Source organism: Cuspidothrix issatschenkoi CHARLIE-1, assembly GCF_002934005.1.
GTDB classification, from domain to species: Bacteria; Cyanobacteriota; Cyanobacteriia; order Cyanobacteriales; family Nostocaceae; genus Cuspidothrix; species Cuspidothrix issatschenkoi.
Genome location: NZ_PGEM01000083.1, coordinates 34,601 through 59,710, shown reverse-complemented (window position 1 = coordinate 59,710; position 25,110 = coordinate 34,601). Strand labels below are relative to the sequence as shown.

22 protein-coding genes are annotated in these 25,110 nt (G+C 32.4%); all 22 read left to right on the top strand.

The window, feature by feature from the left end:
• The first annotated feature begins 3 nt into the window (after positions 1-3).
• The 22 genes from CUN59_RS22335 to CUN59_RS12385 all read left to right on the top strand — a co-directional run bounded on the left by CUN59_RS22335 (position 4) and on the right by CUN59_RS12385 (position 25,099).
• Positions 4-138: a hypothetical protein gene (locus tag CUN59_RS22335; RefSeq protein ID WP_279327302.1), complete on the top strand. Its 135-nt coding sequence runs from the start codon at positions 4-6 to the stop codon at positions 136-138.
• Positions 139-276: 138 nt separating this feature from the next.
• The gene (asnB, locus tag CUN59_RS12485) at positions 277-2,148 is read left to right on the top strand and encodes an asparagine synthase (glutamine-hydrolyzing) (protein WP_104388155.1); all 1,872 of its coding nucleotides are present in this window, start codon (positions 277-279) and stop codon (positions 2,146-2,148) included.
• A 34-nt stretch (positions 2,149-2,182) separates the two neighbouring features.
• The gene (locus tag CUN59_RS12480) at positions 2,183-2,833 is read left to right on the top strand and encodes a class I SAM-dependent methyltransferase (protein WP_104388154.1); all 651 of its coding nucleotides are present in this window, start codon (positions 2,183-2,185) and stop codon (positions 2,831-2,833) included.
• A gap of 76 nt (positions 2,834-2,909) precedes the next feature.
• Positions 2,910-3,860, top strand: a complete 951-nt coding sequence (locus CUN59_RS12475; protein ID WP_165790190.1) for a GNAT family N-acetyltransferase — start codon at positions 2,910-2,912, stop codon at positions 3,858-3,860.
• 86 nt (positions 3,861-3,946) lie between these two features.
• On the top strand, positions 3,947-5,353 hold the full coding sequence (locus CUN59_RS12470; protein ID WP_104388152.1) for an NAD(P)-binding protein: 1,407 nt from the start codon (positions 3,947-3,949) through the stop codon (positions 5,351-5,353).
• Between the two features lie 7 nt (positions 5,354-5,360).
• Positions 5,361-6,524 carry a class I SAM-dependent methyltransferase gene (locus CUN59_RS12465; RefSeq protein WP_165790189.1) on the top strand — a complete coding sequence of 388 codons (1,164 nt, stop codon included), beginning with the start codon at positions 5,361-5,363 and terminating at the stop codon, positions 6,522-6,524.
• A gap of 200 nt (positions 6,525-6,724) precedes the next feature.
• Positions 6,725-7,225, top strand: a complete 501-nt coding sequence (locus tag CUN59_RS12460) for a hypothetical protein (protein ID WP_104388150.1) — start codon at positions 6,725-6,727, stop codon at positions 7,223-7,225.
• 10 nt (positions 7,226-7,235) lie between these two features.
• Complete coding sequence (locus CUN59_RS12455; RefSeq protein WP_104388149.1) at positions 7,236-7,979, top strand: hypothetical protein; 744 nt, start codon at positions 7,236-7,238, stop codon at positions 7,977-7,979.
• 173 nt (positions 7,980-8,152) lie between these two features.
• Positions 8,153-8,674, top strand: a complete 522-nt coding sequence (locus tag CUN59_RS12450) for a GNAT family N-acetyltransferase (protein ID WP_104388148.1) — start codon at positions 8,153-8,155, stop codon at positions 8,672-8,674.
• Complete coding sequence (locus CUN59_RS12445) at positions 8,661-9,377, top strand: WbqC family protein (RefSeq protein WP_207765418.1); 717 nt, start codon at positions 8,661-8,663, stop codon at positions 9,375-9,377. The genes CUN59_RS12450 and CUN59_RS12445 overlap by 14 nt, the downstream gene beginning before the upstream one ends.
• A gap of 3 nt (positions 9,378-9,380) precedes the next feature.
• On the top strand, positions 9,381-10,928 hold the full coding sequence (locus CUN59_RS12440) for a glycosyl transferase family 1 (protein ID WP_104388146.1): 1,548 nt from the start codon (positions 9,381-9,383) through the stop codon (positions 10,926-10,928).
• 8 nt (positions 10,929-10,936) lie between these two features.
• A complete protein-coding gene (locus CUN59_RS12435; protein WP_104388145.1) occupies positions 10,937-12,154 on the top strand; it encodes an ABC transporter ATP-binding protein in 1,218 nt (405 codons plus the stop codon).
• Positions 12,151-13,383, top strand: coding sequence for an ABC transporter ATP-binding protein (locus CUN59_RS12430; RefSeq protein WP_104388144.1), 1,233 nt, complete (start codon positions 12,151-12,153; stop codon positions 13,381-13,383). Before CUN59_RS12435 ends, CUN59_RS12430 begins: the two co-directional genes overlap by 4 nt.
• A 4-nt stretch (positions 13,384-13,387) precedes the next feature.
• Positions 13,388-14,191: an ABC transporter permease gene (locus tag CUN59_RS12425; protein WP_207765417.1), complete on the top strand. Its 804-nt coding sequence runs from the start codon at positions 13,388-13,390 to the stop codon at positions 14,189-14,191.
• A gap of 158 nt (positions 14,192-14,349) precedes the next feature.
• Entirely contained in the window at positions 14,350-15,183 is an 834-nt protein-coding gene (locus CUN59_RS12420) for a class I SAM-dependent methyltransferase (protein ID WP_104388142.1), read from the top strand.
• Between the two features lie 34 nt (positions 15,184-15,217).
• The gene (locus CUN59_RS12415) at positions 15,218-16,537 is read left to right on the top strand and encodes a hypothetical protein (RefSeq protein WP_104388141.1); all 1,320 of its coding nucleotides are present in this window, start codon (positions 15,218-15,220) and stop codon (positions 16,535-16,537) included.
• A gap of 99 nt (positions 16,538-16,636) precedes the next feature.
• Entirely contained in the window at positions 16,637-18,544 is a 1,908-nt protein-coding gene (gene asnB / locus CUN59_RS12410; protein WP_104388140.1) for an asparagine synthase (glutamine-hydrolyzing), read from the top strand.
• A gap of 12 nt (positions 18,545-18,556) precedes the next feature.
• The gene (locus CUN59_RS12405) at positions 18,557-19,501 is read left to right on the top strand and encodes an NAD-dependent epimerase/dehydratase family protein (protein WP_104388139.1); all 945 of its coding nucleotides are present in this window, start codon (positions 18,557-18,559) and stop codon (positions 19,499-19,501) included.
• Positions 19,502-19,608: 107 nt separating this feature from the next.
• On the top strand, positions 19,609-20,664 hold the full coding sequence (locus CUN59_RS12400; protein WP_104388138.1) for an NAD-dependent epimerase/dehydratase family protein: 1,056 nt from the start codon (positions 19,609-19,611) through the stop codon (positions 20,662-20,664).
• A gap of 21 nt (positions 20,665-20,685) precedes the next feature.
• Positions 20,686-21,948, top strand: a complete 1,263-nt coding sequence (locus CUN59_RS12395; protein WP_104388137.1) for a hypothetical protein — start codon at positions 20,686-20,688, stop codon at positions 21,946-21,948.
• Positions 21,949-21,967: 19 nt separating this feature from the next.
• A complete protein-coding gene (gene asnB, locus CUN59_RS12390; protein ID WP_104388136.1) occupies positions 21,968-23,881 on the top strand; it encodes an asparagine synthase (glutamine-hydrolyzing) in 1,914 nt (637 codons plus the stop codon).
• A 27-nt stretch (positions 23,882-23,908) separates the two neighbouring features.
• Positions 23,909-25,099 carry a glycosyltransferase family 4 protein gene (locus CUN59_RS12385; RefSeq protein WP_104388135.1) on the top strand — a complete coding sequence of 397 codons (1,191 nt, stop codon included), beginning with the start codon at positions 23,909-23,911 and terminating at the stop codon, positions 25,097-25,099.
• Positions 25,100-25,110: the final 11 nt, after the last annotated feature.

The window sequence follows — 25,110 nt, the reverse complement described above, 5'->3', positions numbered from 1 at the left end:
ACAATGTCTGCTTTACAAAGATTAGGAATTATTAAGGAAAATACTACCGTTGAACAAGATTATTCATTGACTCAAGAACAAACAAAAGATACTTTTGCTTTTAAATGGTCAAAACGAGATACTTATGAATCACGTTAACTTTGACTGGTTCAGACCTCTAAACTGTCACCGCCATACCCCGGAAGAAGTTATGTCATTTTGTGAAATGGCTAATCTCAGTATTAAACATATGAATATTCAAGAATCAGGGATTACAGTGGTGTCCCAAAAAAAATAATGTGTGGAATAACAGGAATTTTCAACCTCAATCAAAAGCCTATATCAACTGTGATTCTTCATCAAATGACAGAAGCGATCGCTCATCGTGGAATTGATGGAGAAGGTTTTTATATTGATGGTTGTATCGGTTTAGGACATCGTCGTTTAGCCATTATAGATTTATCCCCTGCGGGACATCAACCCATGATTACTAAAAATGGACGGTATGTTCTTATTTATAATGGGGAAATTTATAATTATCAAGAATTAAAAATTGAATTAGAATCATTAGGTTATCAATTTCACTCTCGTACTGATACAGAAGTTGTCCTTTATTCTTATGTAGAATGGGGAGAAAATGCATTACTTAGATTTAATGGGATGTTTGCTTTTGCTATTTGGGATAAGCAAAAAAAAGAGTTATTTTTGGCAAGAGATCGCTATGGAACGAAACCTTTATATTATACTCAACAAGGAAATACTTTTCTCTTTGGATCAGAAATTAAAGCAATTTTAGCCCATGCTAATTATAAAATAGAAATAGATAAAGAAGCTTTATTAGAGTATTTTACTTTCCAGAATTTTTTTACTGATACAACTCTATTTAAAGGGATTAAACTTTTACCGTCAGGCACATTTATTAAGATATCCCTTGAATCAAAATTTATCAAACTAAACAGATATTGGGATTATTATTTTAACGAACCAGATCAACCTCAAGATGAACAAGAATATTTAGAAGAACTTGATCGCTTATTTTGTCAAGCAGTTAACCGACAATTAATTAGTGATGTGGACATAGGAAGTTATTTAAGTGGTGGAATAGACTCAGGATCAATTACAGCGATCGCATCTAATGAATTACCCTATTTGAAAACATTTACCTGTGGTTTTGATTTACATTCAGCGTCAGGGTTAGAGTTAGCTTATGATGAACGAGAAAAAGCTGAATATATGTCTTATTTATGTAAAACTGAACATTACGAAATGGTTTTAAAAGCTGGAGATATGGAGAGAATATTACCTAAATTAACTTGGCATCTCGAAGAACCAAGAATGGGACAAAGTTATCCTAATTTTTATATAGCACAATTAGCCAGTAAATTTGTTAAAGTTGTTTTAGCAGGTGCAGGAGGAGATGAACTTTTTGGCGGTTATCCTTGGCGTTATTATCGGGCAGTAATTAATGATGATTTTGATCATTATATTGACAAATATTATAATTTTTGGCATCGTTTAATACCCAATAAAATAATCGCTCAAGCATTAAAACCAGTTTGGCATGAGGTGAGTCACATTAACACCAAAGATATATTTAAGGATGTGTTTGCCGTTCATTTACAAGAATTTACTCGTCCAGAAGACTATATTAATCATTCTTTATATTTTGAAGCAAAAACTTTTTTGCATGGCTTATTAGTTATGGATGATAAACTAAGTATGGCTCATGGATTAGAAACAAGAGTTCCTTTTTTAGATAATGATTTAGTGGACTTTGCGATGAAAGTTCCTGTAAAATTAAAGTTAGGTAATCTAGGACAAGTCACTAGACTCAATGAAAATGAACCAGGTCCAAAAACCGCTAAATATTTCCAAAAAACTCAAGATGGAAAACTCTTGTTAAGGAAAGTGATGGAAAATTATATTCCCTCAACCATAACCAATGCAGTTAAACAGGGATTTTCTGCTCCCGATGGTAGTTGGTTTAAAGGAGAAAGTATTGACTATGTACGTCGGATCATATTTAATGATAAAGCAAATATATATGAGTTTTTAAATCGGGAGGCAATACAGCAGCTAGTCAGTGAACATTTAACAGGTAAACAAAATAGAAGACTGTTGATTTGGTCGTTATTAAATGTAGAGAATTGGTGTGAAAGGTTTTTATAAAGTGTTTATCAAACTATTTATCTAAGTGTTTCAAATGGATAATAAAGAACAAATAAAAACAATTTATCGTGAAGCTTTTGAAAAGCATGGTGATTCTTCACAAGCAGTTTTATGGATAAAAGGTAGGCAGGAAGAACGTTTCATGGCACTGACAAAAAATATTCCTAAAGGTAAAAAAGGATTCTCTGTTCTTGATTTTGGCTGTGGACTTGCCCACTTCAAATCATTCTTGGATAGGCATTTCGAGGATGTAAGCTATACAGGTGTGGATATGATGGAAGAGTTTTTACAGCATAACAAGAAGAAATTTACCGACGCTGTTTTACTTTCACCTGAAGAATTTAAACAAGAGTGTAAGGAATATGACTATATATTCAGTTCGGGTGCATTTAATATCAAATATACTGAAGATACTGAAGCACACAAAAAAATTATCAAGGAAATTTTTGTGGATTTATTTTGTATTACACGCGAATTTATGGCAATAGATTTCATGACAAATCAAGTTGATTTTATGCAGGAAGGGGCTTATCACGCAGATCCCTTAGAAATTTCGGCATTTTGTATTAATAAATTGAGCCGACGGGTACAATTAGATCATTCTTACCTACCCTATGAATTTTGTGTGACGGTTTTCAAAAAAAACAATATCATTCGTCCTGCGAATATTTACAGTAATGCTTAGTCTGAAGACACAGGTACTAGATTTATCTATGAGGGATACCTATAACGCATTTGTTGCATCCTGCTCTCATAGAATTATGTACCATACTTGGAAATATAAAGATTTTATCAAGGAATTACTAAATGTAGAGGAACACTATCTATGTGCGGTAAATACTGATGGACAGATTCAAGGTGTTCTTCCCATGTTGTATAAAAATGGACCATTGGGAGCAGTATATAACTCACTCCCATTTTACGGAAGTAATGGAGGAATATTAACTAATAATAAAGAAGTATTTGAATTTCTAGTTAAAGAGTACAATCAATTTGTAAATGAAAATTTGCTCTGCTCTAGCACTGTAATTTCTAATCCTTTAAAACCGGAAGATGACTATTCTGATTTGACCCAAAATTATGTAGATTACAGAATCGGACAGTTTTCTGAAATTCATTTTACTGAAAATCATGCAGGACAATTGATGAATATGTTTCATTATAAAACAAGGAATATGATTAGAAAGGCAATAAAAGAGGGAGTGAAAGTAGAAATTGATAATTCGGCTATAGATTTTCTTTATGAGACTCATCATGAAAATATGATCGCTATTGGTGGAAAACCGAAGTCAAAAAAATTTTTTGACCTTTTGAATAAGTATTACAAATCAGAAAAAGATTATCGTATTTATACTGCCCATTTAAACGGTAATACTATTTCTGCTTTATTGTTATTTTATACAGGTGAAACTGTTGAATATTATACTCCAGTTATTGTAGAAAAATACAGAGACAAACAAGCTCTAAGCCTGATAATCTATACAGCCATGATCGATGCTTCTGTAAATGGTTACAAACAGTGGAACTGGGGTGGGACATGGACAACACAACAAGGTGTTTACGCATTTAAAAAAAAATGGGGAACGAAAGATATTAAGTACTACTATTACACCCACATTAAAAATCAGAATACACTCAATCAAACAAAGGAATATTTGCTGAAATATTATGATAATCTTTTTGTGGTAGCATTTGATAAATTAATTACCTAAGAACCTTTTTGAAAAGATTATTTTAGAGTAAAAAGGTATATAGGAAATCCAAATAATCACAAGATTATATTACAACATAAGTTTTTATGAAAAACACTATCATTGTTGGTTCTGGTATCTCTGGATTATTATCTGCTTACATTTTGTCAAATAAAAAAAATCCAAACCATATTATTCTTATAGATAAATCTAAAGAGCCGGGGGGATTGTTACGAGCTTTTGATTATGGCAACAACGGTAAATTTGACTATGGTATGCATAATATGCTCGAAACTTCGATTCCAGAGCTTGATCGAATATTATATGGTTTTCTTCCTGATCGAGAATGGCAAATATTAGAGGGTAGCAAAAGAGACATCGCTGGCATCTATTATAATGGTCAACTTCAGCATGAAACCCCTTATTTTGATCTTAGGAATTTGGATGAAAATACCTACAAAATATGTATTGCCGAACTTTTTATTCACCTCAACAAAAAGTTGAAAGGAGAGGTGATCGAAAATAAGAATGGAACCGCTTGTGAGTATGCCTATTCCAGATTTGGCAAAGTAGTAGCAGACCATACCATTATTCCTGCTATCGAAAAAATTTATCGTAAAAGTGCCAATGACTTAGATTACATGGCTACAATTTTTACACCCATGACAAGAGTTGCACTTTTTGATGAACCATTGACAAGAGATATGACCACATCCCCAATTTTAAAAGATCACATAGCATTTGTGGATCAACGCAACTTACCTCTTGAACGTTCTTCTAATCGTAGGGGGTTTTATCCAGTTAAGTATGGTATGTATCGCATTGTGGAGGCAATTGTCCAAGAATTATGTAGAAAAGGAGTTCAGATTTTAACGCAAGCAGAAATAGCTAAAATTGAGGCTAACCAAGGAATAATTAGTTCTGTATACATCAGGCAACAAAACCAAGAACATCATATAGACGATATAGACCAGTTGATCTGGACTGCTAATATTCCTTTCCTTGGTAAATTACTTGGAGTTGATCTGTCTCAGTTTACAAGTGATCCGTCTCTGAAAACAGTTGTTATCAGCTTGCTTCTCAATAAACAATTAGAAATGGGAGATTTGTATTACTTTTTCTGCTATGATCAAGCATTCAACACGTATAGACTTACCAATTTTAGTAATTATTGTCATGGTGCATACCGTAATGGAGGTTATCCTATCAGTATGGAACTTCTAGTTTCAGATGAAGATGTTAAATCGTCTATATCCCTTGAAAAAGAAGCAGAGAAAGAGCTTTTTCGCTTCCAAGTTACAGCACCCGATACTCAGGTTATATTCTCAAAAGCGGAAGTTTTAGAAGGCGGGTTTCCTATGCCTTCAATGAATAATATTTCTAGCTTACGAAAGATTACGTCTGATATCAAAAATATGAATTTAAAGAATCTAATCTTAACAGGAATTATGGCTGAAGATAACCTCTTTTTTCAAACAGATATTTTAATTGATGTATATAACAAACTTAAATAAAAATATTATGGAAAATATATTAGACTTGGGAAACTTACAGTTTTATTGGCGAATGACATCTCAGGTAGATGATCCTAAAAATGTAGTGCCTGATTTTTTGCCTTTCTCTTTAATTTATGATCAGAAGAACAGACTTATCAAGCAAAAAAGTAACTCCCTTATCTGGGAATCACTAGAACGTGTGTATCAAGAAAATTATAATGTGGGCTATTTGCAGGAAGGTCACGACTTGGCAGAAGCTTATGGAAATGATTTTCTTAATATAATTTTAGATGCGGTAAAAAAATTTAATCCCTCTGCCAAAGAAGTTCGTGAAATTGGTGCAGGTGGATGTTATATTCTTAAAAGAATTATAGAGCATGGATTTAAAGGTTCTGCTATAGATCCTAGCCCTGTATGTGTTGATAAAGGCAAAGCATTTGGAATTAATGTTTTTGCAGAGTTCTATCCAACAAAGGAAAAACTTCCAGCAGCAGATGTTTATATTCATTATGATGTACTGGAACACATTGAAGATCCCGTTTTATTTTTACAAAATCATTTTGATGAACTAAATGAAAACGGTTTGATTGTTTTTGCAGTCCCAGATTGCTCTTCTTATATTCAAAATGGTGATATCTCAATGATTATTCACGAACACATTAATTTTTATGACGTGGAATCCTTGGGAATAGTCACAGCAAGAGCTGGTTTTCATGTACTCAATATTGAAAAAGCCAAATATGGAGGTGTATTATATTGCGTAGCACAGAAAAAAAATACTAAACCTTTAATTTATGTTCAACAAGATGACCACGATTGTGATCAAAAATTCATTCAATATGTTGAGCAGCACAAGAAGCTAATACAGATAATCAAAGAGTTTATTGAAGATAGTTTTGCCCAGAGAAAGAGTATCGGATTTTACATTCCTCTGCGTTCCATTCCTTACCTATCAATGCTGGGAATTAAGAAAAGTATTCGGTTTTTTGATGATGATAGGGGAGTTCATAGAAAATATTTTGATGGCTTTCCAGTAGCGGTGGAAAACTTTGAAGATTTAAAAATAAACCCTGTTGATCACATGATAATCCTAAGTTTTGCTTTTGGAGACAAAATCAAAGGAAAAATTAAAAATCACTTTGGAGATACCATTAATGTTATAACTATAAAAGATTTAGCCAAGTTTTAGACCTTAGAGAATATCTGAAAAGATGAGGATTTTTTCATAGCACCTTATAAACCAATTAGTGAATTTCAACATCAAAGTTGGTTTGAATCTATCCAAAAAAGAAATGATAAGGACCAATATTATTACAGAGAGAATATCCTTTAAGTAATAATATTTATATTGCTGATGTTTATGATTTTCTTTCAGAGAATATCCCCCAGATGTTTGTTGAGTTGCTTGATGGTATTGCTAATAGTAATATAATTCCCCAAGAACAGCCTAGTGATCCTGCACTTTCCTTAAGATGTTTTCCCCGCCTTCCTCAAGATGGAGAAATTAATTGGCAACAGTCAGCACAAGACTTAGCAAAATTAGTAAGAGCTAGTGCTGAACCATTTGCGGGTGCTTATTCTTTTCTGAATGGAGAAAAAGTTACTATCTGGAGGGTACATCCTGAACCGATTGATTATCCTTATTTGGGTGTTCCGGGTCAAGTAATTGAAATCAGATATGAAACTAAAGAAGTAGCTGTTTTAACCTCTGATGGAATGCTTATATTAGAAGAAATTGAGACACTCAAGAAAGGACGACGGAGATCATCTGATATCATTAAATCCTGTCGAGTTCGTTTAGGAATGAATGTATCAGATGAAATTAGCCAACTTAAGCAACGAATTACTGAGTTAGAACAATTAATCAAAAAAATAACTAAATTAATTTAATATTTGACCAATGAACATCAATTTTGAAGATTTTACTGAATTACAATATCGCTATCTTTTACAAATAGCTAAACAAAATTGGAAAATTATTGATTTTTATGATTATCAAAATCCAGCCAAAGTATGTCTTTGGCGGCATGATTTGGATCTTTCTATTCATCGAGCTTATCGTCTAGCTCAAATTGAATTTGAAGAAGGAATAAAAGCAACTTATTTCATTCACTTACATAATGAGTTTTATAATTTTTTTGAAAATGAAAATATTGAACTGTTATTAAAAATTAAAGATTTAGGACATGATTTTGGTCTTCACTTCGATCCTAATTTCTACGCTTCAAGATTGACTAATTATCAAGACTTGTTAGATTGGTTGCAATTTGAACGAGAAATACTCCAAAAAAACTTTAATCTCAAAATTCATGTCTTTTCTTGGCATAATCCTGATATTGGTAATTGGTTAAACATAGAAGAAGATGAAATAGGTGGTATGATTAATACTTACGGACGTTACTTTAAGGAAAATTATGCTTATTGTTCTGATTCCAATGGTTATTGGAGATTTCGTCGTCTCAAAGATGTTTTAGAATCTGGTGAAGATAAAAAATTACAAGTGTTAACTCATCCCGGTTGGTGGACACCCGAAATAATGAGTCCTCGCGATCGCATTTCTCGCTGTATTGATGGGAGAGCAAAAAAACAACATCAAAAATATGATGATTCTCTCAAAAAAGTAGGAAGGGAGAATATTCAATGAAGAATTACAAGAATTAGCAAAATTACATCATATTCCTTTATTAATTCAACCTCCTAAAAAATCTATTAATTATTTAGAATTTGTTAAGCAGGTGTGTGATTTAAAAACCGATATGATTTTAGTTAATTCCTATTCGATGCTTCTGCATTCGGAAATTTTAGAGACACCTATTTATGTATAAACAAATTGCTCTTACTCCTCTTACTTTGGCTGATATTCCTATTATGTTTGACTGGATTAATAACCGTGAGCAAGTATTATTTAATGCACCTTATAAACCAATTAGTGAATTTCAACATCAAAGTTGGTTTGAATCTATCCAAAAAAGAAATGATTTAGTTATTTTTGGGATTCGCTTATTAAAAAATAATCAATTAATTGGTTCATGTCAGTTACATAGTATTAACTATATTCACCGTTGTGCTGAGTTACAAATTAGAATTGGAGAAGTCGCAGAACAAGGTAAAGGTTATGGTACAGAAGCTGTTAAATTATTATTACAGTTTGCTTTCCAAGATTTAAACCTTAATCGTGTTTATCTTCATGTATTTAGTCATAATTCAGTAGCAATTAAGCTCTATAATAAAATCGGGTTTATCCAAGAAGGAAGATTAAGACAATCTGCTTATATTGATGGGAACTATTTAGATGTTATAATTATGGGAATTTTGCGAGATGACTATGAAAAAAACTAAAATAGTTGCGATTCACCAACCTAACTTTTTCCCTTGGCTCGGATATTTTGACAAAATTGCCAGATCTGATATATTTATCATCATGGATAATGTACAATTTCCTAAAACAGGAGCAGGAACATGGTCAAACAGAGCTAAGTTATTAATTGCTGGTCAAAGTAATTGGATTACTATGCCAATTATACGTAGTTATAGTGGTAAAATAACTTATCAGGATATCCAAATTAATAATCATCAAACTTGGCGTTCTAAACTATTAAAAACAATTCAAATTAACTATTGTCGTAGCTCTTTTTTTGATATAGTATTTCCTCAACTTTTAGAATTGATTAATTATCCTACTGATTCCTTAGTAGATTTTAACTTAAATGCTATTCATGAGTTGATTAATGTGCTTGAGTTAGATATTTCAAAATTTATCTTAGGTTCTAATCTTAAGGTGGAGGGAAATGCTACTGATCTGTTAATATCTATGGTTAAGGCAGTAGAAGGAACAGCTTATTTATGTGGAGGAGGTGCTTCAGGCTATCAAGAAAATGACAAATTTTCACTAGAAGGAATTGAGTTAATTTATCAAAATTTTCAACATCCAGTTTACCAACAAATTAATACCAAAGAATTTGTGAGTGGACTTTCTATTATTGATGTTTTGATGAATTGCGGTTTTGAAAAAACAAGAGAATTACTTTATTATCATACTTAAATTATGAACTATTTACTTGTGCTTACAGGAATAAGTATTTTTGTTATAGGTATTTTAGGCTCATTTTTCTTATATCGTCTAACCAGAAAACTAATAGAAGTTATCAAGAAAATACTCGTTAACCAAGAAGAGATTAAACATCATCAACAGCAACTAAACGAACAACTAAACAAAAATCAAGAACAACTAAACAAAAATCAAGAACAACTATATAATTATATTTCGGAAAATGTATATGCTCTTAATCTTAGATTAGAAAGCCTTGAAAATAATTATGATCCAGCTATTAAATATCTGGATAATTTACGACGTAAACAAATTCGTCAGGATAACTTAGGACAAAATTATTTAATCAGTTATAAAGATAGAAGTGTGCTTTTTCTTCATAATAGTTACTATCACTTTTATTATTTAGCAAAATCTCTGAGGAAAAGAGGATGGGATGCAGTAACTGTTAGTTATGAAGATCCAGTAAATGGAGTAAATGTTAACTATTACCATGGAGAGGATATTAATTTATATGATGCTGATCCTGTCAGATTTAAACAAAATATTACCAGTTTTTTTGAACAAGCAAAAAATCGTTTTGATTTATTACATTTTGCAGGTGATGGTCTAATGTCTTTTTTTCCTGAAAACTGGCAAAATGAACAGCCTACAGATATTATTGAGTGGAAAAATTTAGGCAAAAAAATTGCCTATACTCTTAGCGGTTGTAATAGTGGAATAGCTCAAACTACCTTTGCACAATGGTCAGCATTAGATGGTAGGATTGTTTGTAATACCTGTATGTGGCAAGATAATCCACAAGTTTGTAATGATGAAAAAAATCTAGCTTGGGGTAAAAAAGTTGATACTTATTGTGATTTAATCTGTGCTGAAACTGTTCCTGCATTGGATTATGTAGATACAAATAAAACAATTTTTGAACCTTTATCTATGTGTCTTGATCCTGATTTTTGGACTCCTGAATTATCAATACCAGAGGAATTTAAGGTCAAGAAAAATCAAGATGAAATTTTAGTTTATCATGCAGTAGGAAATTATGATATTCGTACTAGAGATAATCAACGCAATATCAAAGGTACTCCTGCGGTTATGGACGCAATAGAAAGACTAAAATCAGAAGGAATACCTGTCAAATTAATCTTTATTACTAACATGAAAAATAAAGAAGTCAGATATATTCAAGCTCAAGCCGATATTATTGTAGATCAATTAAATTTAGGACGTTATGGGGCTACCGCTAGGGAATGTATGATGTTGGGAAAACCAGTGATTTGTTATATAAATCCTTATGAATTAAAACAGGGACATCAATTAGCTTGTCAGGATGAATTTCCTTTAGTTTCTGCTACAGAAGAAACTGTGTATGATGTTTTAAAAGATTTAGCATTGAATCAAGAAAAACGCTTGAACATAGGCCAAAAAAGTAGAGAATATGCTATTAAATGGCATAGTGCTGATGCTTGTGCACAACGATATGAAAAAGTTTATGATGCTTTAATGGCAGGAAAAAGTTTAAATCCGGCCGACCTAGGTTTATACTGATTAAGATAATGACTAGTATCTCAAAATACAAGATTACAACAGTGCAACAGGAGAACATACAAAGTCAAGGAATAGCTGCTCTATCTTGTTATGGAGTAAGCAAAGTTTTCCCCATTTATGATCATGGTTCAGCTTGGCAAATTTTATTAGGTAAGGTAAAAACACAGCAGAATATTCTGGCTCTTAATAATATCTCTTTAACAGTTCCCAAGGGAAAAATTATTGGTGTAATTGGACGTAATGGTTCAGGAAAAAGCACGTTATTAAGAGTATTAGGAGGTAATTACACTCCCACATCAGGTCAAATATTGAAGTATGGAGATTTATCTGGTTTATTTGAATTAGGTGGAGTAGGTAATCCTTATTTAACAGGAAAAGAATATGCTCAACGTCTTTTAACTTTACAAGGAGTTAAATCATCTCGGCTCAAGTATTTTATCGAAGAGATTAGAGAGTTTTCTGAATTAGAAGCTAATTTTGATCGACCTATTCGTACTTATTCCACAGGAATGGCCGCTAGGCTTTATTTTGCCACTGCTACGGCTGTAGAATATGATATTTATTTAATTGATGAAGCCTTATCTGTGGGTGATGAGCATTTTCAAAATAAATGTTGGCAAAGAATCAGAGAAAGACTCTCTCATGGTGCTTCTGGGGTCTTAGTAACCCATGATTGGACAGCATTATTAAAATTATGTGAAGAGTCCTGTATCTTAAATAAGGGGAATATGGTGAACTATGGCTCATCGGAAACCGTTGTTAGAGACTATTTAAACCTCTCCACTGCCGAATTAGCCGAAGGTGCAAAGTTTAGCTCGAACTTACCTCAAACATGGAAAGCTAAATCGGGAGAACATACTAAATTTTGCTTTCCTGTAGAGTTAACTAAATCAGTTCCGGTTGTTTTTGGTTATGGAGTTGAGTTTTTTCGAGTTGGTGTAGGTTGGGAAATTTTACTATTGGAAAATGACATTCCGGTTGCTTCTCAAGAGGGACAATATCAAGTTAACTTAACTATTCCTAGTTTGCCCATTGCACCTGGTAATTATTATTTTAGTTTGTTTTTATCACAAGCAGTACCCGTGGGTAGTAAAGAACCACGAGTAGGTTATGATGTGAGAAGTTGGACTTATGGAAATCGTTTAGATTTAATCGTAGAAGGCTCATCTCGCTCAAGTTTAATGAGTTTACCTTTAAATTGGCATAAATTGGAGATATCCCATTGAATCCTTATATTAAGGTTAATAACCTTTCTAAAATCTATCAAACTACCACTACAGATACGGTGCGATCGCTCCGTCAGGCAATTTTTAACCCTGCTCATCAAGCCGTCAAAACAACTCGCAGTAAGGTAGCTGTAGATCAAGTTTCCTTTATGCTTCAAAGTGGCGATCGCTTAGGAATTGTAGGACATAATGGTGCGGGGAAATCTACTTTATTACAAATGTTAGCAGGTTTAACTCAACCATCTTCAGGAACAATTGAAGTTCAAGGTCATGTTACTGCTATTATGACTTTAGGCGTAGGGTTAAGAGAAGACCTTAGTGGTAGAGAAAATATTTATGTTGACGGAGAAGTACAAGGAAAAAGTCGTCAAGAAGTAGATCAAGTGATTGATCAAGTAATTGAGTTTGCTGAACTAGGAGAATTTATTGATTATCCAGTACGCACTTATTCTACTGGTATGAAAAGTCGTCTGGCTTTTTCCATGATTGTGTATATTCAGCCAGAAATATTAATTATTGACGAAGCGTTATCCGCTGGAGATGCAGTTTTTGCAAGCAAAGCGACTCGTAAAATTAAAAAAATCTGTGAGCAAGGTAAAATTGTGATTATTGTTTCTCACGGGATGGGAACAATTACTGAAATGTGTAACCGATGCTTCTGGATGGATCAAGGTCATATTGTTATGGATGGAAATCCCAAAGATGTGACTGGGGCTTATTTAGATGCGGTCAAAAAAGCTGATGAAGAAACATTATTAACAAAATATCGTCTTCTGGTTAAATCTCAATCTTTTCGTACAGGTTGTGACATAGTTACCCTAGAGACAAGCTATTTAAACGAAAGTCAACCTCGTTCTATTATTACTGTTGGGAAAGATGTAGCTTTAAAATTACAGATGAATATTACCACCCCTCTTAATGATCCTGATATGAAACTTGAAATCATGCGTCTTGATGGATTATTAATAGAAGATAGTCGTCTTAGTGATTATGAAGCGATCGCCCCTGGTAACTTTTTCGGTTCTATTGCTTATACCATTAGTATGACTCCTCTTTTGTTAGGATGGGGTATTTATGTTATAACTTGTAAACTACTTGACAACAGTGAAGTTATAGCGGTAAAGTCAACCATTGTCGAAGTAATTGATCCCAATCCTCCCACTGGAGGTCGTCCAGCAATCATTTACACTTATCAATCTGAAGTCAAAGGACACCACACTATTGCGTAGAAGTTTGATCAAAAAAACCTCAATTCTCGGATTTACTTATCAAGATTTAAAGTTTATCTTTAACTTTTGCAAGATGAATATCCGCGATCGCTATTTAGGTTCAAGTTTAGGCAGTATCTGGGCAGTTTTAAATCCCTTATTAATGTTAGGGATTTACACTTTTGTGTTTGGTTATGTATTTAAATCCAAATTACCCGGTTCTGACACAACACTTTCCTATGCTATTTGGTTAATTAGTGGTTATGGACCTTGGTTAGCAATTAATGAATCTATTATGGCTGCTACTACATCTGTAGTAAGTGGTGCAGGATTAATTAAAAATATTGCTTTTAAAACAGAAGTGCTACCCGTTGCTTCATCCTTAGTTGGCTTTGTACCTTTAGCCGTTAGCATCTTATTTTTGTTAATTCTCTTAGTGATAGATGGAAATTTACCTACTTGGCACGTTATTATTGTTATCCCTGTGACAATAATTCTGTTTTGGTTTATCATTGCTATCAGTTTCTTTTTGTCGGCAATTAATGTATTTATTAGAGATGTCAGTGTCATTCTGCCTAATCTCTTAATGATGCTTTTATTTGCTACTCCTATTTTTTATCCTCTGGAACTTGTCCCCGGTATTTTACAAATAGCTTCTCAAGCAAATCCATTTTATATTTTGGCTGAAGCGTATAGAGAATGTATTCTAAATCATAATATTCCTAATTTAATCGCTTTAGGTTATGTCTTGTTAATAAGTTATATTATTTACCTCGTGGGCTTAAAATTCTTCCAGAGACTTAAAGGATACTTTGATGCTTTTTTATAATATCAATTTAGATGATCAGCATAAGCAATTTCTTTTAAATATAGAATATGCTCCTAACGACTATCCTAAATACCAAAATAAATATGCTGGTATAGGCGAGTGTATCAATTAACAAAACAATAATTAGGCTAATCATAGTAAAATAGGGAAAACTACCAATGAATTTAGATAATATTAGTCAAGAAAATTCGGAATTTTGGAATGAACTTTGTGGAACTGGTTTAGCAAAGTCACTGGGTATAACGGAAATAACACCTGAAAATATTGCCATTTTTGACAAAGCCTATTTTGACTTATATCCCTACCTAAAACAATATGTTGCTAATGAAAATTTAAAAGCAAAAAAAGTATTAGAAATTGGCTTAGGTTATGGTACATTAGGCGGATTACTAGCTTCTTATGACTGCAATTATTTTGGCTTAGATATTGCTAAAAACCCTGTAGATATGATGGCTTATAGACTATCCATGACGGGTCGAAATAACCCAGAACAAGTTAAAGTTGGTTCCGCGCTCAATATTCCATACCAAGATGAATCTTTTGATTTTGTTTATTCAATAGGTTGTTTACATCATACAGGTGACTTGGCAAAGAGTATATCAGAAGTTTACCGAGTATTAGCACCTAATGGAAAAGCAATTATTATGCTTTATCATAAAAACTCATTTAGGCAACTTGTACAAGTTCCTTTTAGGTATTTAAAAACATTATTTTCTAAGGATAATAAAGTAAGTCGTTATGATAACTTTGCTCAGTTTGTCCGTTCACTCTATGATCCTAACTCTAAAGGCGAGGCAGCACCTCATACTGATTATGTTTCCAAGCAAGATGTGTATAAACTGTTTAAAGAATTTTCCTCTGTTAAAATTGATGTGCAAAACTTTGATACTTACGTTCTTTTCAATGGCAAAATCATTGTCAATCGGGAAAATCTTTTCAATAATATAGCCCGATTTGTTGGTTTAGATCTATATATACTCGCTACAAAATAATCTATTCTTTCTCAAAGGTAATTAATAAATGAACATGGACAGACGAAAATATCTTAATATCCTTTTCTTATACGATCAGTATTCTGTTTTAACAAATACAGTTAAAGAATACATAGAGAGTTTTTCTCTATTTTCAGTACATAATATATTTTATGCTCATGCAACTAATAATGCTAAATGTAACTTTAATTTAGAACTTTTTGATGTGGTGATTATTCATTATTCAGTAAGATTATGTTTTGACTTATTATCACCTCATTATCGTGAACCTTTACAAAATTTTAATGGCTTTAAAGTTTTATTTATTCAAGATGAATATGATTATACTGAAATCACAAGAACTTGGATCGAGAATTTAGGTATTAAGGCAGTTTTTAGTTGTGTACCAGAACAATATCTTGACTTAGTTTATCCTAAATCAAGATTTCCTGATGTTATATTTATAAGTATAATTACTGGTTTTATTCCTATTGAATTTGAAAATAAAACTACCTTTAAACCACTTAAAGAACGTGAACTTGCGATTAATTATCGAGGTCGTGAATTAGCGTATTGGTACGGAAATTTAGGAAGAGAGAAATTACTTATTGCTCAAAAAATGCATCAAATTTGTGAAGAAAAAAATATAAATTCTGATATTGAATGGGACGATGAAAAGCGCATTTATGGTGAACAATGGTATGATTTTATGGAAAATTGTCGAGCAACTTTAGGAACTGAAAGTGGCTCAAATGTCTTTGATGATTATGGTAATATCCGTAAAAATATTCAGATTGCTCTGCAAAAAAATCCGTCATTAACTTATGAAGAAATTCATCAGCAATATCTAGCTGAACATGAAGGTAAAGTAATGATGAACCAGATTTCTCCGAGAATTTTTGAAGCAATTTCTTTGAAAACAGCATTAATTCTTTTTGAGGGTAATTATTCAGGGATTGTTAAACCTGAACTTCACTACATACCACTAAAAAAAGATTTTAGTAATATTGATGATGTACTTAATAAACTGCAAAATGATGATTATTTAATCCAATTGACAGAACGAGCTTATCAAGATATTATTCGATCTGGTCAATATAGTTACCGAAAATTCATTCAAGATTTTGATCAAGTTATTAATGAATGTGTACCCATTGGTAAAGGAGTTTCACCTTTCACCATTCACGAAGCGGAAAATAAGCAAAAGAATACTATCCAAGAGATACAATATGAGATACAATATAAACTCAGTGAGATCATAGATATGCTATTAATATCTATCAAAGAAAAAATAAAAGCTAAAATTCAAAGTAAATTTCCCCGTCTTTGGAGATGGTTGAAAAAACTCAAACAACAGCGATTAGCCAAAATTTAGTTAGCAAATTTTACCTCAAAGGAAAGAGAATTTTTGTTAAATCCTTGCACAATAACAACCTTATATGTTATAAATTAACCACTCTTTAAAACTTTTGATATGTGTGGAATTGGTGGCATTGTTAATCTAGCCTATGAGGAGATACCTCATCTGAAGTCCCATCTTCAGGTAATTAATGACATTCAACATCATCGAGGACCCGATGGTGAAGGAATATGGACTCATGAACAAAAAAGATTAGGTTTTGCTCATCGTCGCTTAAGTATTATTGATATTGAAACGGGAAAGCAACCCATGACTGATAGATCAGGTAACTGGGTGACATATAATGGCGAAATCTATAACTATATTGAATTACGGCACGAATTAGGGGAAGAAAATTTCCTTACTCATTCAGACACAGAAGTTATCTTACAAGCTTATAGAAAATGGGGAACAGATTGTGTTAATCATTTTCGAGGAATGTTTGCTTTTGCCTTATGGGATGAAGCTAATCAAAGATTATTTTGTGCCAGAGATCGGTTTGGCATTAAACCATTTTATTATACTATTGTTAATAATATTTTTTATTTTGCTAGTGAAGTTAAAGCTCTTTTGCCTTTCATAGACAAAATAGAAACTGATATAGAAGGTTTCCAAGATTATCTGACTTTTCAGTTCTGTTTGGCAGGAAAAACTCTCTTTAAAGATATTAGTGAATTACAAGCTGGACATGATTTAATTATTCAAAATAGTTCAATTAAAATAGTTCGTTATTGGGAAGTTTACTATCACTTAGATTTTGATCATACAGAACAATATTTTGAGAAAAAAATCCAGTCTTTAATTAGAGAATCAGCACAACTTCATTTACGCAGTGATGTTCCTGTTGGTGCTTATGTTAGTGGAGGTTTAGATTCTAGTATTGTTGCTTCTATTGCTTCCGAAAAAAACCCTGATGATTTGGTTGGTTTTATCGGTAAGTTTTCGATAAGTTCTGATTATGATGAAAGTCCTTATGCTCGTGAAGTAGCTAATTGGCGTGGCTTTGAACTATATGAAGCTGATATTAATGTTAATGATTTTATTCATAATATTCAAAAGGTGATTTATCATTTAGATTATCCCACTGCTGGACCAGGTTCTTTTGCTCAATATATGGTGTCACAACTTGCTAGTAAATATCGTAAAGTTGTGCTAGGAGGACAAGGAGGAGATGAAATTTTTGGGGGTTATACTCGTTATTTAATTGCTTATTTTGAGCAGTGTATTAAAGGCGCAATTGATGGGACGATGCACTCAGGTAATTTTATTGTCACCTATGAATCAATTATTCCCAATTTAGTTGCACTTAAGAATTACAAACCTCTCCTAAGAAAATTCTGGAGTCAAGGATTATTTGAAGATATAGATAAAAGATATTTTGAGTTAATTAATCGTAGAGATGGTTTCAATGATGAGATCAATTGGAATGAATTAAATGATTACTCGACATACGAAACTTTCCGAACTATTTTTAAGGGTAAAAATGTGCAGAAAGAGTCCTATTTTGATAGTATGACTCATTTTGATTTTAAAACCCTACTTCCTGCTTTACTACAAGTAGAAGATCGAGTTAGTATGGCTCATGGTTTGGAGTCTCGTGTTCCTTTCCTAGATCATCCTTTAGTCGAATTAGCAGCAACAATTCCCTCTAATATTAAGTTTAAAGATGGTACAATGAAACAGGTATTGAAAAATGCCATGTCATCGGTTTTACCACCGGCGATTCTGGAAAGACAAAATAAAATGGGTTTTCCAGTTCCTTTATCAGAATGGTTCAAAGGTGAAGCAAAAGAGTTTATCTATGATATATTTTCTTCTAGTAACGCCTTAAATCGGCAGTTGATTAATAATCACAAGGTTTTAGGGCAACTGGAAAATGAACCTAAATTCGGGCGTAAAATTTGGGGGTTATTATCTCTCGAATTGTGGCAACAAACTTTCCATGATCAACAAAGTAAATATCAAAAACTAATTCAAGTGTGAGGTTTATTCAAAGTGAAAATTTTAATTACAGGTGGTGCAGGTTTTATTGGGTCTCATTTGGCTGATCGTTTATTAGCCAAAGGTGAGCAAGTTCTCGTTATAGATAACTATTCTACCGGAAGGCGAGATAACTTAAAATCTCATGCTAATCTAACAGTGGTTGAAGCAACAATTGCTGATCAAGAATTAGTTAACAAACTATTTGATGATTTTCAACCGGAACAGGTTATTCATGCAGCAGCTTCCTATAAAGATCCCAACAATTGGACTGAAGATAGTTTGACCAATGTTTTAGGAACAGCTAATATTACCCAAGCTGCCCAAAGGTTAAATGTTAAAAGATTAATTTATTTCCAAACAGCCCTCTGTTATGGTTTAAAACCTTTAGAACAACCTATTACTTTAAATCATCCTATTTTATCTGGTGGCAGTAGTTATGCCATTAGTAAAACTGCCGGTGAACAATATATTCAGTTGTCTGGTTTAGACTATATTTCCTTCCGTTTAGCTAATGCTTATGGACCCAGAAACCTCAGTGGACCATTACCCACCTTTTACCATCGCTTAACCAATGATAAACCCTGTTTTGTAATGGATACTCGTAGAGATTTTATTTACATTGATGATCTCATTGATGTAGTTATAAAAGCTTTAGATGGAAAAGGAAGTAAAGGAGCTTATCATATTTCATCGGGTAGTGATTATTCAATCAAAGAACTTTTTGATGCTACAGTCAAAGCCTTGGATATTAGATTAGAAAAAGAAGTTGAAGTTCGTCCTCGCAATGTTGATGATGCTTTTACTATCCTGTTAGATCCATCTCAAACTAATCAGGACTTTAACTGGAAAATTACTACTCCTTTAGAAACAGGAGTAAAAGCGGCTATAGAATGGTATAAGCAATATGGTATTAGCCAAACTTATACTCATTTGAAAATAGGTGAGGAGAAAAAATAAATCTCCTATTTCTTAATAAGTTGATAAGTGATTTCAAAAGAAATTTGAGTCACTTATCATGATTTCGCCAAACAGTCATCTTAGTTAATTTATTTTTTGTAATCATCGTGAATCAGTTAATTAACCAAAAAGTGTTAGTCGTCGGAGGTGCAGGGTTTGTTGGTAGTAACCTAGTAAAAACCTTGTTATCTTTTTCTCCAGAAAAAATCATAGTAGTTGATAATTTACTTTCATCCGAACAAGAAAATTTACCTGATGATAGTAGGATTAGTTTTATTAAAAGTTCAATTACCAATGATGAAACTTTAGCTGATTTACCAGATGATTTAGATTATGTATTTCATTTAGCTACCTATCATGGTAATCAAAGTTCTATTTATGATCCCTTGGCTGATCACGAAAACAATACCTTAACAACGTTAAAACTGTATGAAAGGATAAAGGACTTCGCTAATCTCAAAAAAGTTGTTTATTCTTCTGCTGGTTGCACTGTGGCTGAAAAAACTTTTGAGCAAGCAGAAGCAACTACAGAAGATGCTCCTGTGTCATTGTACTTAGATAGTCCCTATCAAATATCTAAAATTATTGGCGAATTTTACTCAAATTATTATTTTAAACGTCATAATTTACCTGTTGTTAAGGCTCGTTTTCAAAACGTCTATGGACCAGGAGAAGTTTTAGGCGCTGGACAATGGCGAGGAACACCAGCTACAGTATGGAGAAATGTAATACCCACATTTATCTACCGTGCCATTAAACAAATGCCTTTAACTGTAGAAAATGGCGGAATTGCTACCCGCGATTTTATATATGTGGATGATATTGTCCGAGGGTTAATATTGTGTGCTACAAAGGGAATTTCAGGAGAAACTTATAACTTAGCCAGTGGAGTGGAAACTTCTATTTTAGAGTTAGCAAATTCAATTAATGAACTAACATCTAATCCCACACCACTTGATTTTCGTCCTAAACGAGAATGGGATAATTCAGGAAAACGCTTTGGTAGTAGTGAAAAATCTCGAACTCAATTGGATTTTGAATGTCAAATTGATTTGATAAAAGGATTAATTAATACTATCAACTGGACAAAAAATAATTTCAGTTTTATTGAGGAATGTATCCAAAAACATCAAAACTATATGAATTTATCAAGCATAAAATAGTACATCAATTAAATGAATCTGATGCTCAGAAATCCTCAAAGGATACTAGTATTATATTGGTATCCTGGTTTTGGTAAAATGCGTGCTGCTGTTCAATATCATCTTAAAGCATTAGAATATTCTGATGTAAAACATGACATCATTTATTATAATGCTTTGTTTGGTATTCCTTCTTGGTTAATCTATCTTAATTTTGATGTTTTGATTTTACATAATACTTTTCTTTGCTTACGCCATTCTCGGTTATTTGAGGTTTGGAAATGGCAAATGAAATGGATTAAAAATGTCAATTGCCTGAAAATGGCTATTCCTCAAGATGAATATGATTATGCAGAAATATTAGATGATTGGTTGTATGAGTGGAATATTTCAGTAATTTTTACAAATTTTGATCAGGAGAAACAAAAAATTCTCTATCCAAAAATGTATAATAAAGCTGTATTTTATCAATGTTTAACAGGGTATATAGATGATGTTGTAGCTCAACAATATGCTCATTCGCTCACACCAATTAAAGATAGAAAATATGATATTGTTTACCGTGCAAGTCATTTACCCTATAGATTTGGTAAACATGGTCAACTTAAACATCAAATCGCAAAAATTGTATCTGATAGCGCAGAGAGATTGGGATTAAATTCCAATATATCAACTTTAGATAAAGATACTATATTAGGAGATAAATGGTTTGATTTTTTAGCTTCCGGAAAAACAGTTATAGGTTGTGAAAGTGGTTCAAGTGTATTGGATAGACGTGGAGAAATAAAAACAAAGATTGAAACTATACTCAAGAATAATAACAATATTTCCTTCCAAGAAATCACTCATTTTCTTCCTCCTGATTGGGATAATTATCAATTTTTTGCGATCAGTCCCCGTCACTTTGAAGCAATAATAACTAAAACTTGTCAAATTTTAGTAGAGGGAAATTATGATCATATCCTAGAACCCAACCGACATTATATTGCTATAAAAAAGGATTTTTCAAATCTTGATGAAGTAATTGGCAAAATAAAAGATGATAAATATATAACTGAGATCACGGAATTGGCTTATAATGAAATTTATTTAAGTGGAAAATATAGTTATAAAACTTTTTGTATATTAATTGATAATGCCATTTTTAGTCATAAAGAAAAACAAATTAATAGAAGACTTATTAATAATAAGTGGTTGTTAAAAATATATTCATTTATCATAAGGATGAATAATTTATTAGAAATATTTTTTTATTTTATAACAATTGAGTTAATCAAGAAAGTTTACAATTATATGAAAAATTAATCAATATTTAGAATAACTAATGTGCGGCATTACAGGCATTTGGAATCAAAATCTTCAACCCATCAATAGGGATATCCTCAAATCCTTTACTGATATTATCTCTCATCGCGGACCAGACGATAGCGGTTTTTACTTTGCTGATGATGTTGGCTTGGGTTTAGGCCATCGTCGTCTTGCTATTTTAGACTTATCTCCAGCCGGACATCAACCAATGCCCAGTAGAGATGGAAAAATTTGGTTAGTATTTAATGGTGAAATTTATAATTACCTAGAATTAGCAGCAGAATTAACAAATCATGGTTTCTCTTTTCAGAGTCATTGCGATACAGAAATCATTATTGCAGCTTACCAAACTTGGGGGTTTGATTGTTTAAATCGGTTTAATGGAATGTTTGCGTTTTTGCTTTGGGATGACAGGAAAAAATTACTTTGGGCAGTACGCGATCGCTTTGGTATTAAACCTTTATATATATATCAAAAACCTCATCAATTAATTGCCTTTGCCTCCGAAATTAAACAATTTACCACCTTACCCCAATGGCAAGCCCAAATTAATCCCCAAAAAGCCTATGATTTTTTAGCTTATGGATTATTTGATCATACCCATGAAACCCTATTTCAATCGGTTTGGCAACTGCGCGGAGGCGAATATCTCACACTTTCTTTAGACCAAAATGATGATTATTTTGGCAAAATACAAGTAAAATCTTGGTATAAATTGCCGAATAAATCACTAGAATTAACTCTTCCTGAAGCCGCAAATTCAGTTTACAAACTATTAAATGATTCCATAAAATTGCGTTTACAAGCAGATGTTACAGTTGGTTCATGTCTTTCTGGTGGACTAGATTCATCTTCTATAGTTTGCCTTGCTAATCAAATTCGTCAACATGAAAATACATCCTATCCTTTTCAAACTTTTTCCTCTTGTTTTGATATTCCCCAATGCGATGAACGCCCTTATATAAACTCAGTAGTTACATCCACAAATGTTAAACCTCATTATATATTTCCAGACCCCTTAGAACTCTTTAATTTACTTGATAAAATTACCTGGCATCAAGATGAACCATTTTGTTCTACCAGCATATTTGCCCAGTGGTGTATTTTTCAACAAGCTAATAAATCAGGAGTAAAAGTAATTTTAGATGGACAAGGATCTGATGAATATTTTGCAGGATATCATGGATTTTATGGGGCTTTGTTTAAATATCTGTTACAAAAAAAGCAGCTAATAAACCTATCAAAAGAAATCATTTTTTCTTGTCGTTATCAAGGTTCTACCAAGTTTCTTAAAAGTGTAGAATCTATTTTACCAGGATATTTTCGTCAAATAATTAGACAAATTTTAGGCTATCCATCAGCGACTAAATTTCCCTTTTGGATTAATTCAGATAAAATGCGATCGCTAGACATTAACCCTCACGATCCTTTTAAAATATTGCATCAAACAGATACACCAATTCAAGATTTATCTGCCTTACAGCTTACCAATACCAGCTTACCTATGTTACTGCATTGGGAAGATCGTAACTCAATGGCACATTCAATTGAAGCAAGAGTACCTTTTTTGGACTATCGCATAGTAGAATTTGTCTATGGATTAGATGACAGTCTAAAAATTAAAAATGGTGAAACTAAAACAGTGTTAAGATCCGCCATGACAGGCATAATTCCTAATTCTGTCAGAAACAGAAAAGATAAAATGGGTTTTGTTACCCCCGAATATCATTGGATGCGCGAAACATTGTATAATACCTTCGAGTCAGAACTTCAAGCAGCTATTACCACCCTTGATCTCTGGTTACATCCCCAATTAATTAACCAAATGTTTGCAGATATAATTGCAGGTAAACGGTTATTTAATCCCATTATTTGGCGCGTAATTAACTTTAGCCGTTGGGTAAAAGTTTTTAATGTTAAAATTCCCTAAATTTATCAAAATACCATATCAGAATTTATGAAAATTCTTATTATTTCCACACTCAATTTATCTCACTCCAATGGTGGTACAGTACATTTTACATCTATTTCTCAAGAATTTCGCCGTGCTGGACATATTTTAGATGCCATTATTCCTAGCACCAATAACCAAAAAATTGATCAGCAAATAGCTACCAAATATTTTGATAAAGTCATTTTTTCTAGTAATAAGTTAAGTAAATTACTTCCCATCAGTAAAACTAGCATTAATAGCTTATTACAAATATTTACAGTATTACAGCAAAATCCTAATGAGTATGATTGGGTATACTTGCGAAGTAATTTATTATCATTCTTTGTATTATTAGCCTTAAAATTAAGAGGGTTTGAAAAAATTGTCACCGAACATAATGGTTGGTTTGTTGATGAACTTACCATGATGGGAGTTTATGACTGGCAACAAAGTATTATTAAATACCTGCAAATTAGAGATGGAAAATTAGCCAACTTAGTCAGAACAGTAGTTCCTAATATTAAAGAAAAACTGATAGAAAATGGTATAGATAGTCAAAAAATATTCGTCGCTGGTAATGGCACAGATATTAACTTTTTTCAGCCAAAAACCCGACAAGAAATACTCAAAAAACTCAACTTAAATCCAGAATATTTTTACTTAGGATTTATTGGTGATCTTGAACCCTGGCAAGGTGTAGAAGTTGCTATTAATGCCATGTCTATAATTTATGATAAATACCCAGAAACTCGTTTATTAGTAATAGGAGGAGGAAGAAAAATTAACTACTTAAACGAAACTTATGGAAATTTAGAATATATTAAATTCATGGGAGTAGTTTCCTACGAACAATCTAACGATTATATTAACTGTTTTGATATAGCCTTATTACCAAAACAGGGTTTAGATGATATCGGTTACTCTCCAATTAAACTTTACGCTTATGCTGCTGCTGGTAGAGCAATATTAGCTTCAGATATTAAAGGGATTAAAGAATTAGAACCCAGCAAATTTTTAGTATTACATCAACCCGGTAATTCTCAAGATTTAGCCGCAAAAGCCATAGAAATGATATCCAACCGAGAAAAATTATCTCAGATGGGCATTATAGCACGTGAATATGCCGAAAAACATTTTTCATGGCAATTAGTCACAGATAAAATTATTCAAGCAATGGAAAAATACAATTATAATTTTCCAGATATCTCCAGATAATTATTAGGAAC

Coding starts and splice junctions, on each gene's coding strand:
- CUN59_RS22335 (WP_279327302.1), top strand. CDS start 4: ATGTCTGCTTTACAAAGATTAGGAATTATTAAGGAAAATACTACCGTT.
- asnB (WP_104388155.1), top strand. CDS start 277: ATGTGTGGAATAACAGGAATTTTCAACCTCAATCAAAAGCCTATATCA.
- CUN59_RS12480 (WP_104388154.1), top strand. CDS start 2,183: ATGGATAATAAAGAACAAATAAAAACAATTTATCGTGAAGCTTTTGAA.
- CUN59_RS12475 (WP_165790190.1), top strand. CDS start 2,910: ATGTACCATACTTGGAAATATAAAGATTTTATCAAGGAATTACTAAAT.
- CUN59_RS12470 (WP_104388152.1), top strand. CDS start 3,947: ATGAAAAACACTATCATTGTTGGTTCTGGTATCTCTGGATTATTATCT.
- CUN59_RS12465 (WP_165790189.1), top strand. CDS start 5,361: ATGGAAAATATATTAGACTTGGGAAACTTACAGTTTTATTGGCGAATG.
- CUN59_RS12460 (WP_104388150.1), top strand. CDS start 6,725: ATGTTTGTTGAGTTGCTTGATGGTATTGCTAATAGTAATATAATTCCC.
- CUN59_RS12455 (WP_104388149.1), top strand. CDS start 7,236: ATGAACATCAATTTTGAAGATTTTACTGAATTACAATATCGCTATCTT.
- CUN59_RS12450 (WP_104388148.1), top strand. CDS start 8,153: ATGTATAAACAAATTGCTCTTACTCCTCTTACTTTGGCTGATATTCCT.
- CUN59_RS12445 (WP_207765418.1), top strand. CDS start 8,661: ATGAAAAAAACTAAAATAGTTGCGATTCACCAACCTAACTTTTTCCCT.
- CUN59_RS12440 (WP_104388146.1), top strand. CDS start 9,381: ATGAACTATTTACTTGTGCTTACAGGAATAAGTATTTTTGTTATAGGT.
- CUN59_RS12435 (WP_104388145.1), top strand. CDS start 10,937: ATGACTAGTATCTCAAAATACAAGATTACAACAGTGCAACAGGAGAAC.
- CUN59_RS12420 (WP_104388142.1), top strand. CDS start 14,350: ATGAATTTAGATAATATTAGTCAAGAAAATTCGGAATTTTGGAATGAA.
- CUN59_RS12415 (WP_104388141.1), top strand. CDS start 15,218: ATGGACAGACGAAAATATCTTAATATCCTTTTCTTATACGATCAGTAT.
- asnB (WP_104388140.1), top strand. CDS start 16,637: ATGTGTGGAATTGGTGGCATTGTTAATCTAGCCTATGAGGAGATACCT.
- CUN59_RS12395 (WP_104388137.1), top strand. CDS start 20,686: ATGCTCAGAAATCCTCAAAGGATACTAGTATTATATTGGTATCCTGGT.
- asnB (WP_104388136.1), top strand. CDS start 21,968: ATGTGCGGCATTACAGGCATTTGGAATCAAAATCTTCAACCCATCAAT.
- CUN59_RS12385 (WP_104388135.1), top strand. CDS start 23,909: ATGAAAATTCTTATTATTTCCACACTCAATTTATCTCACTCCAATGGT.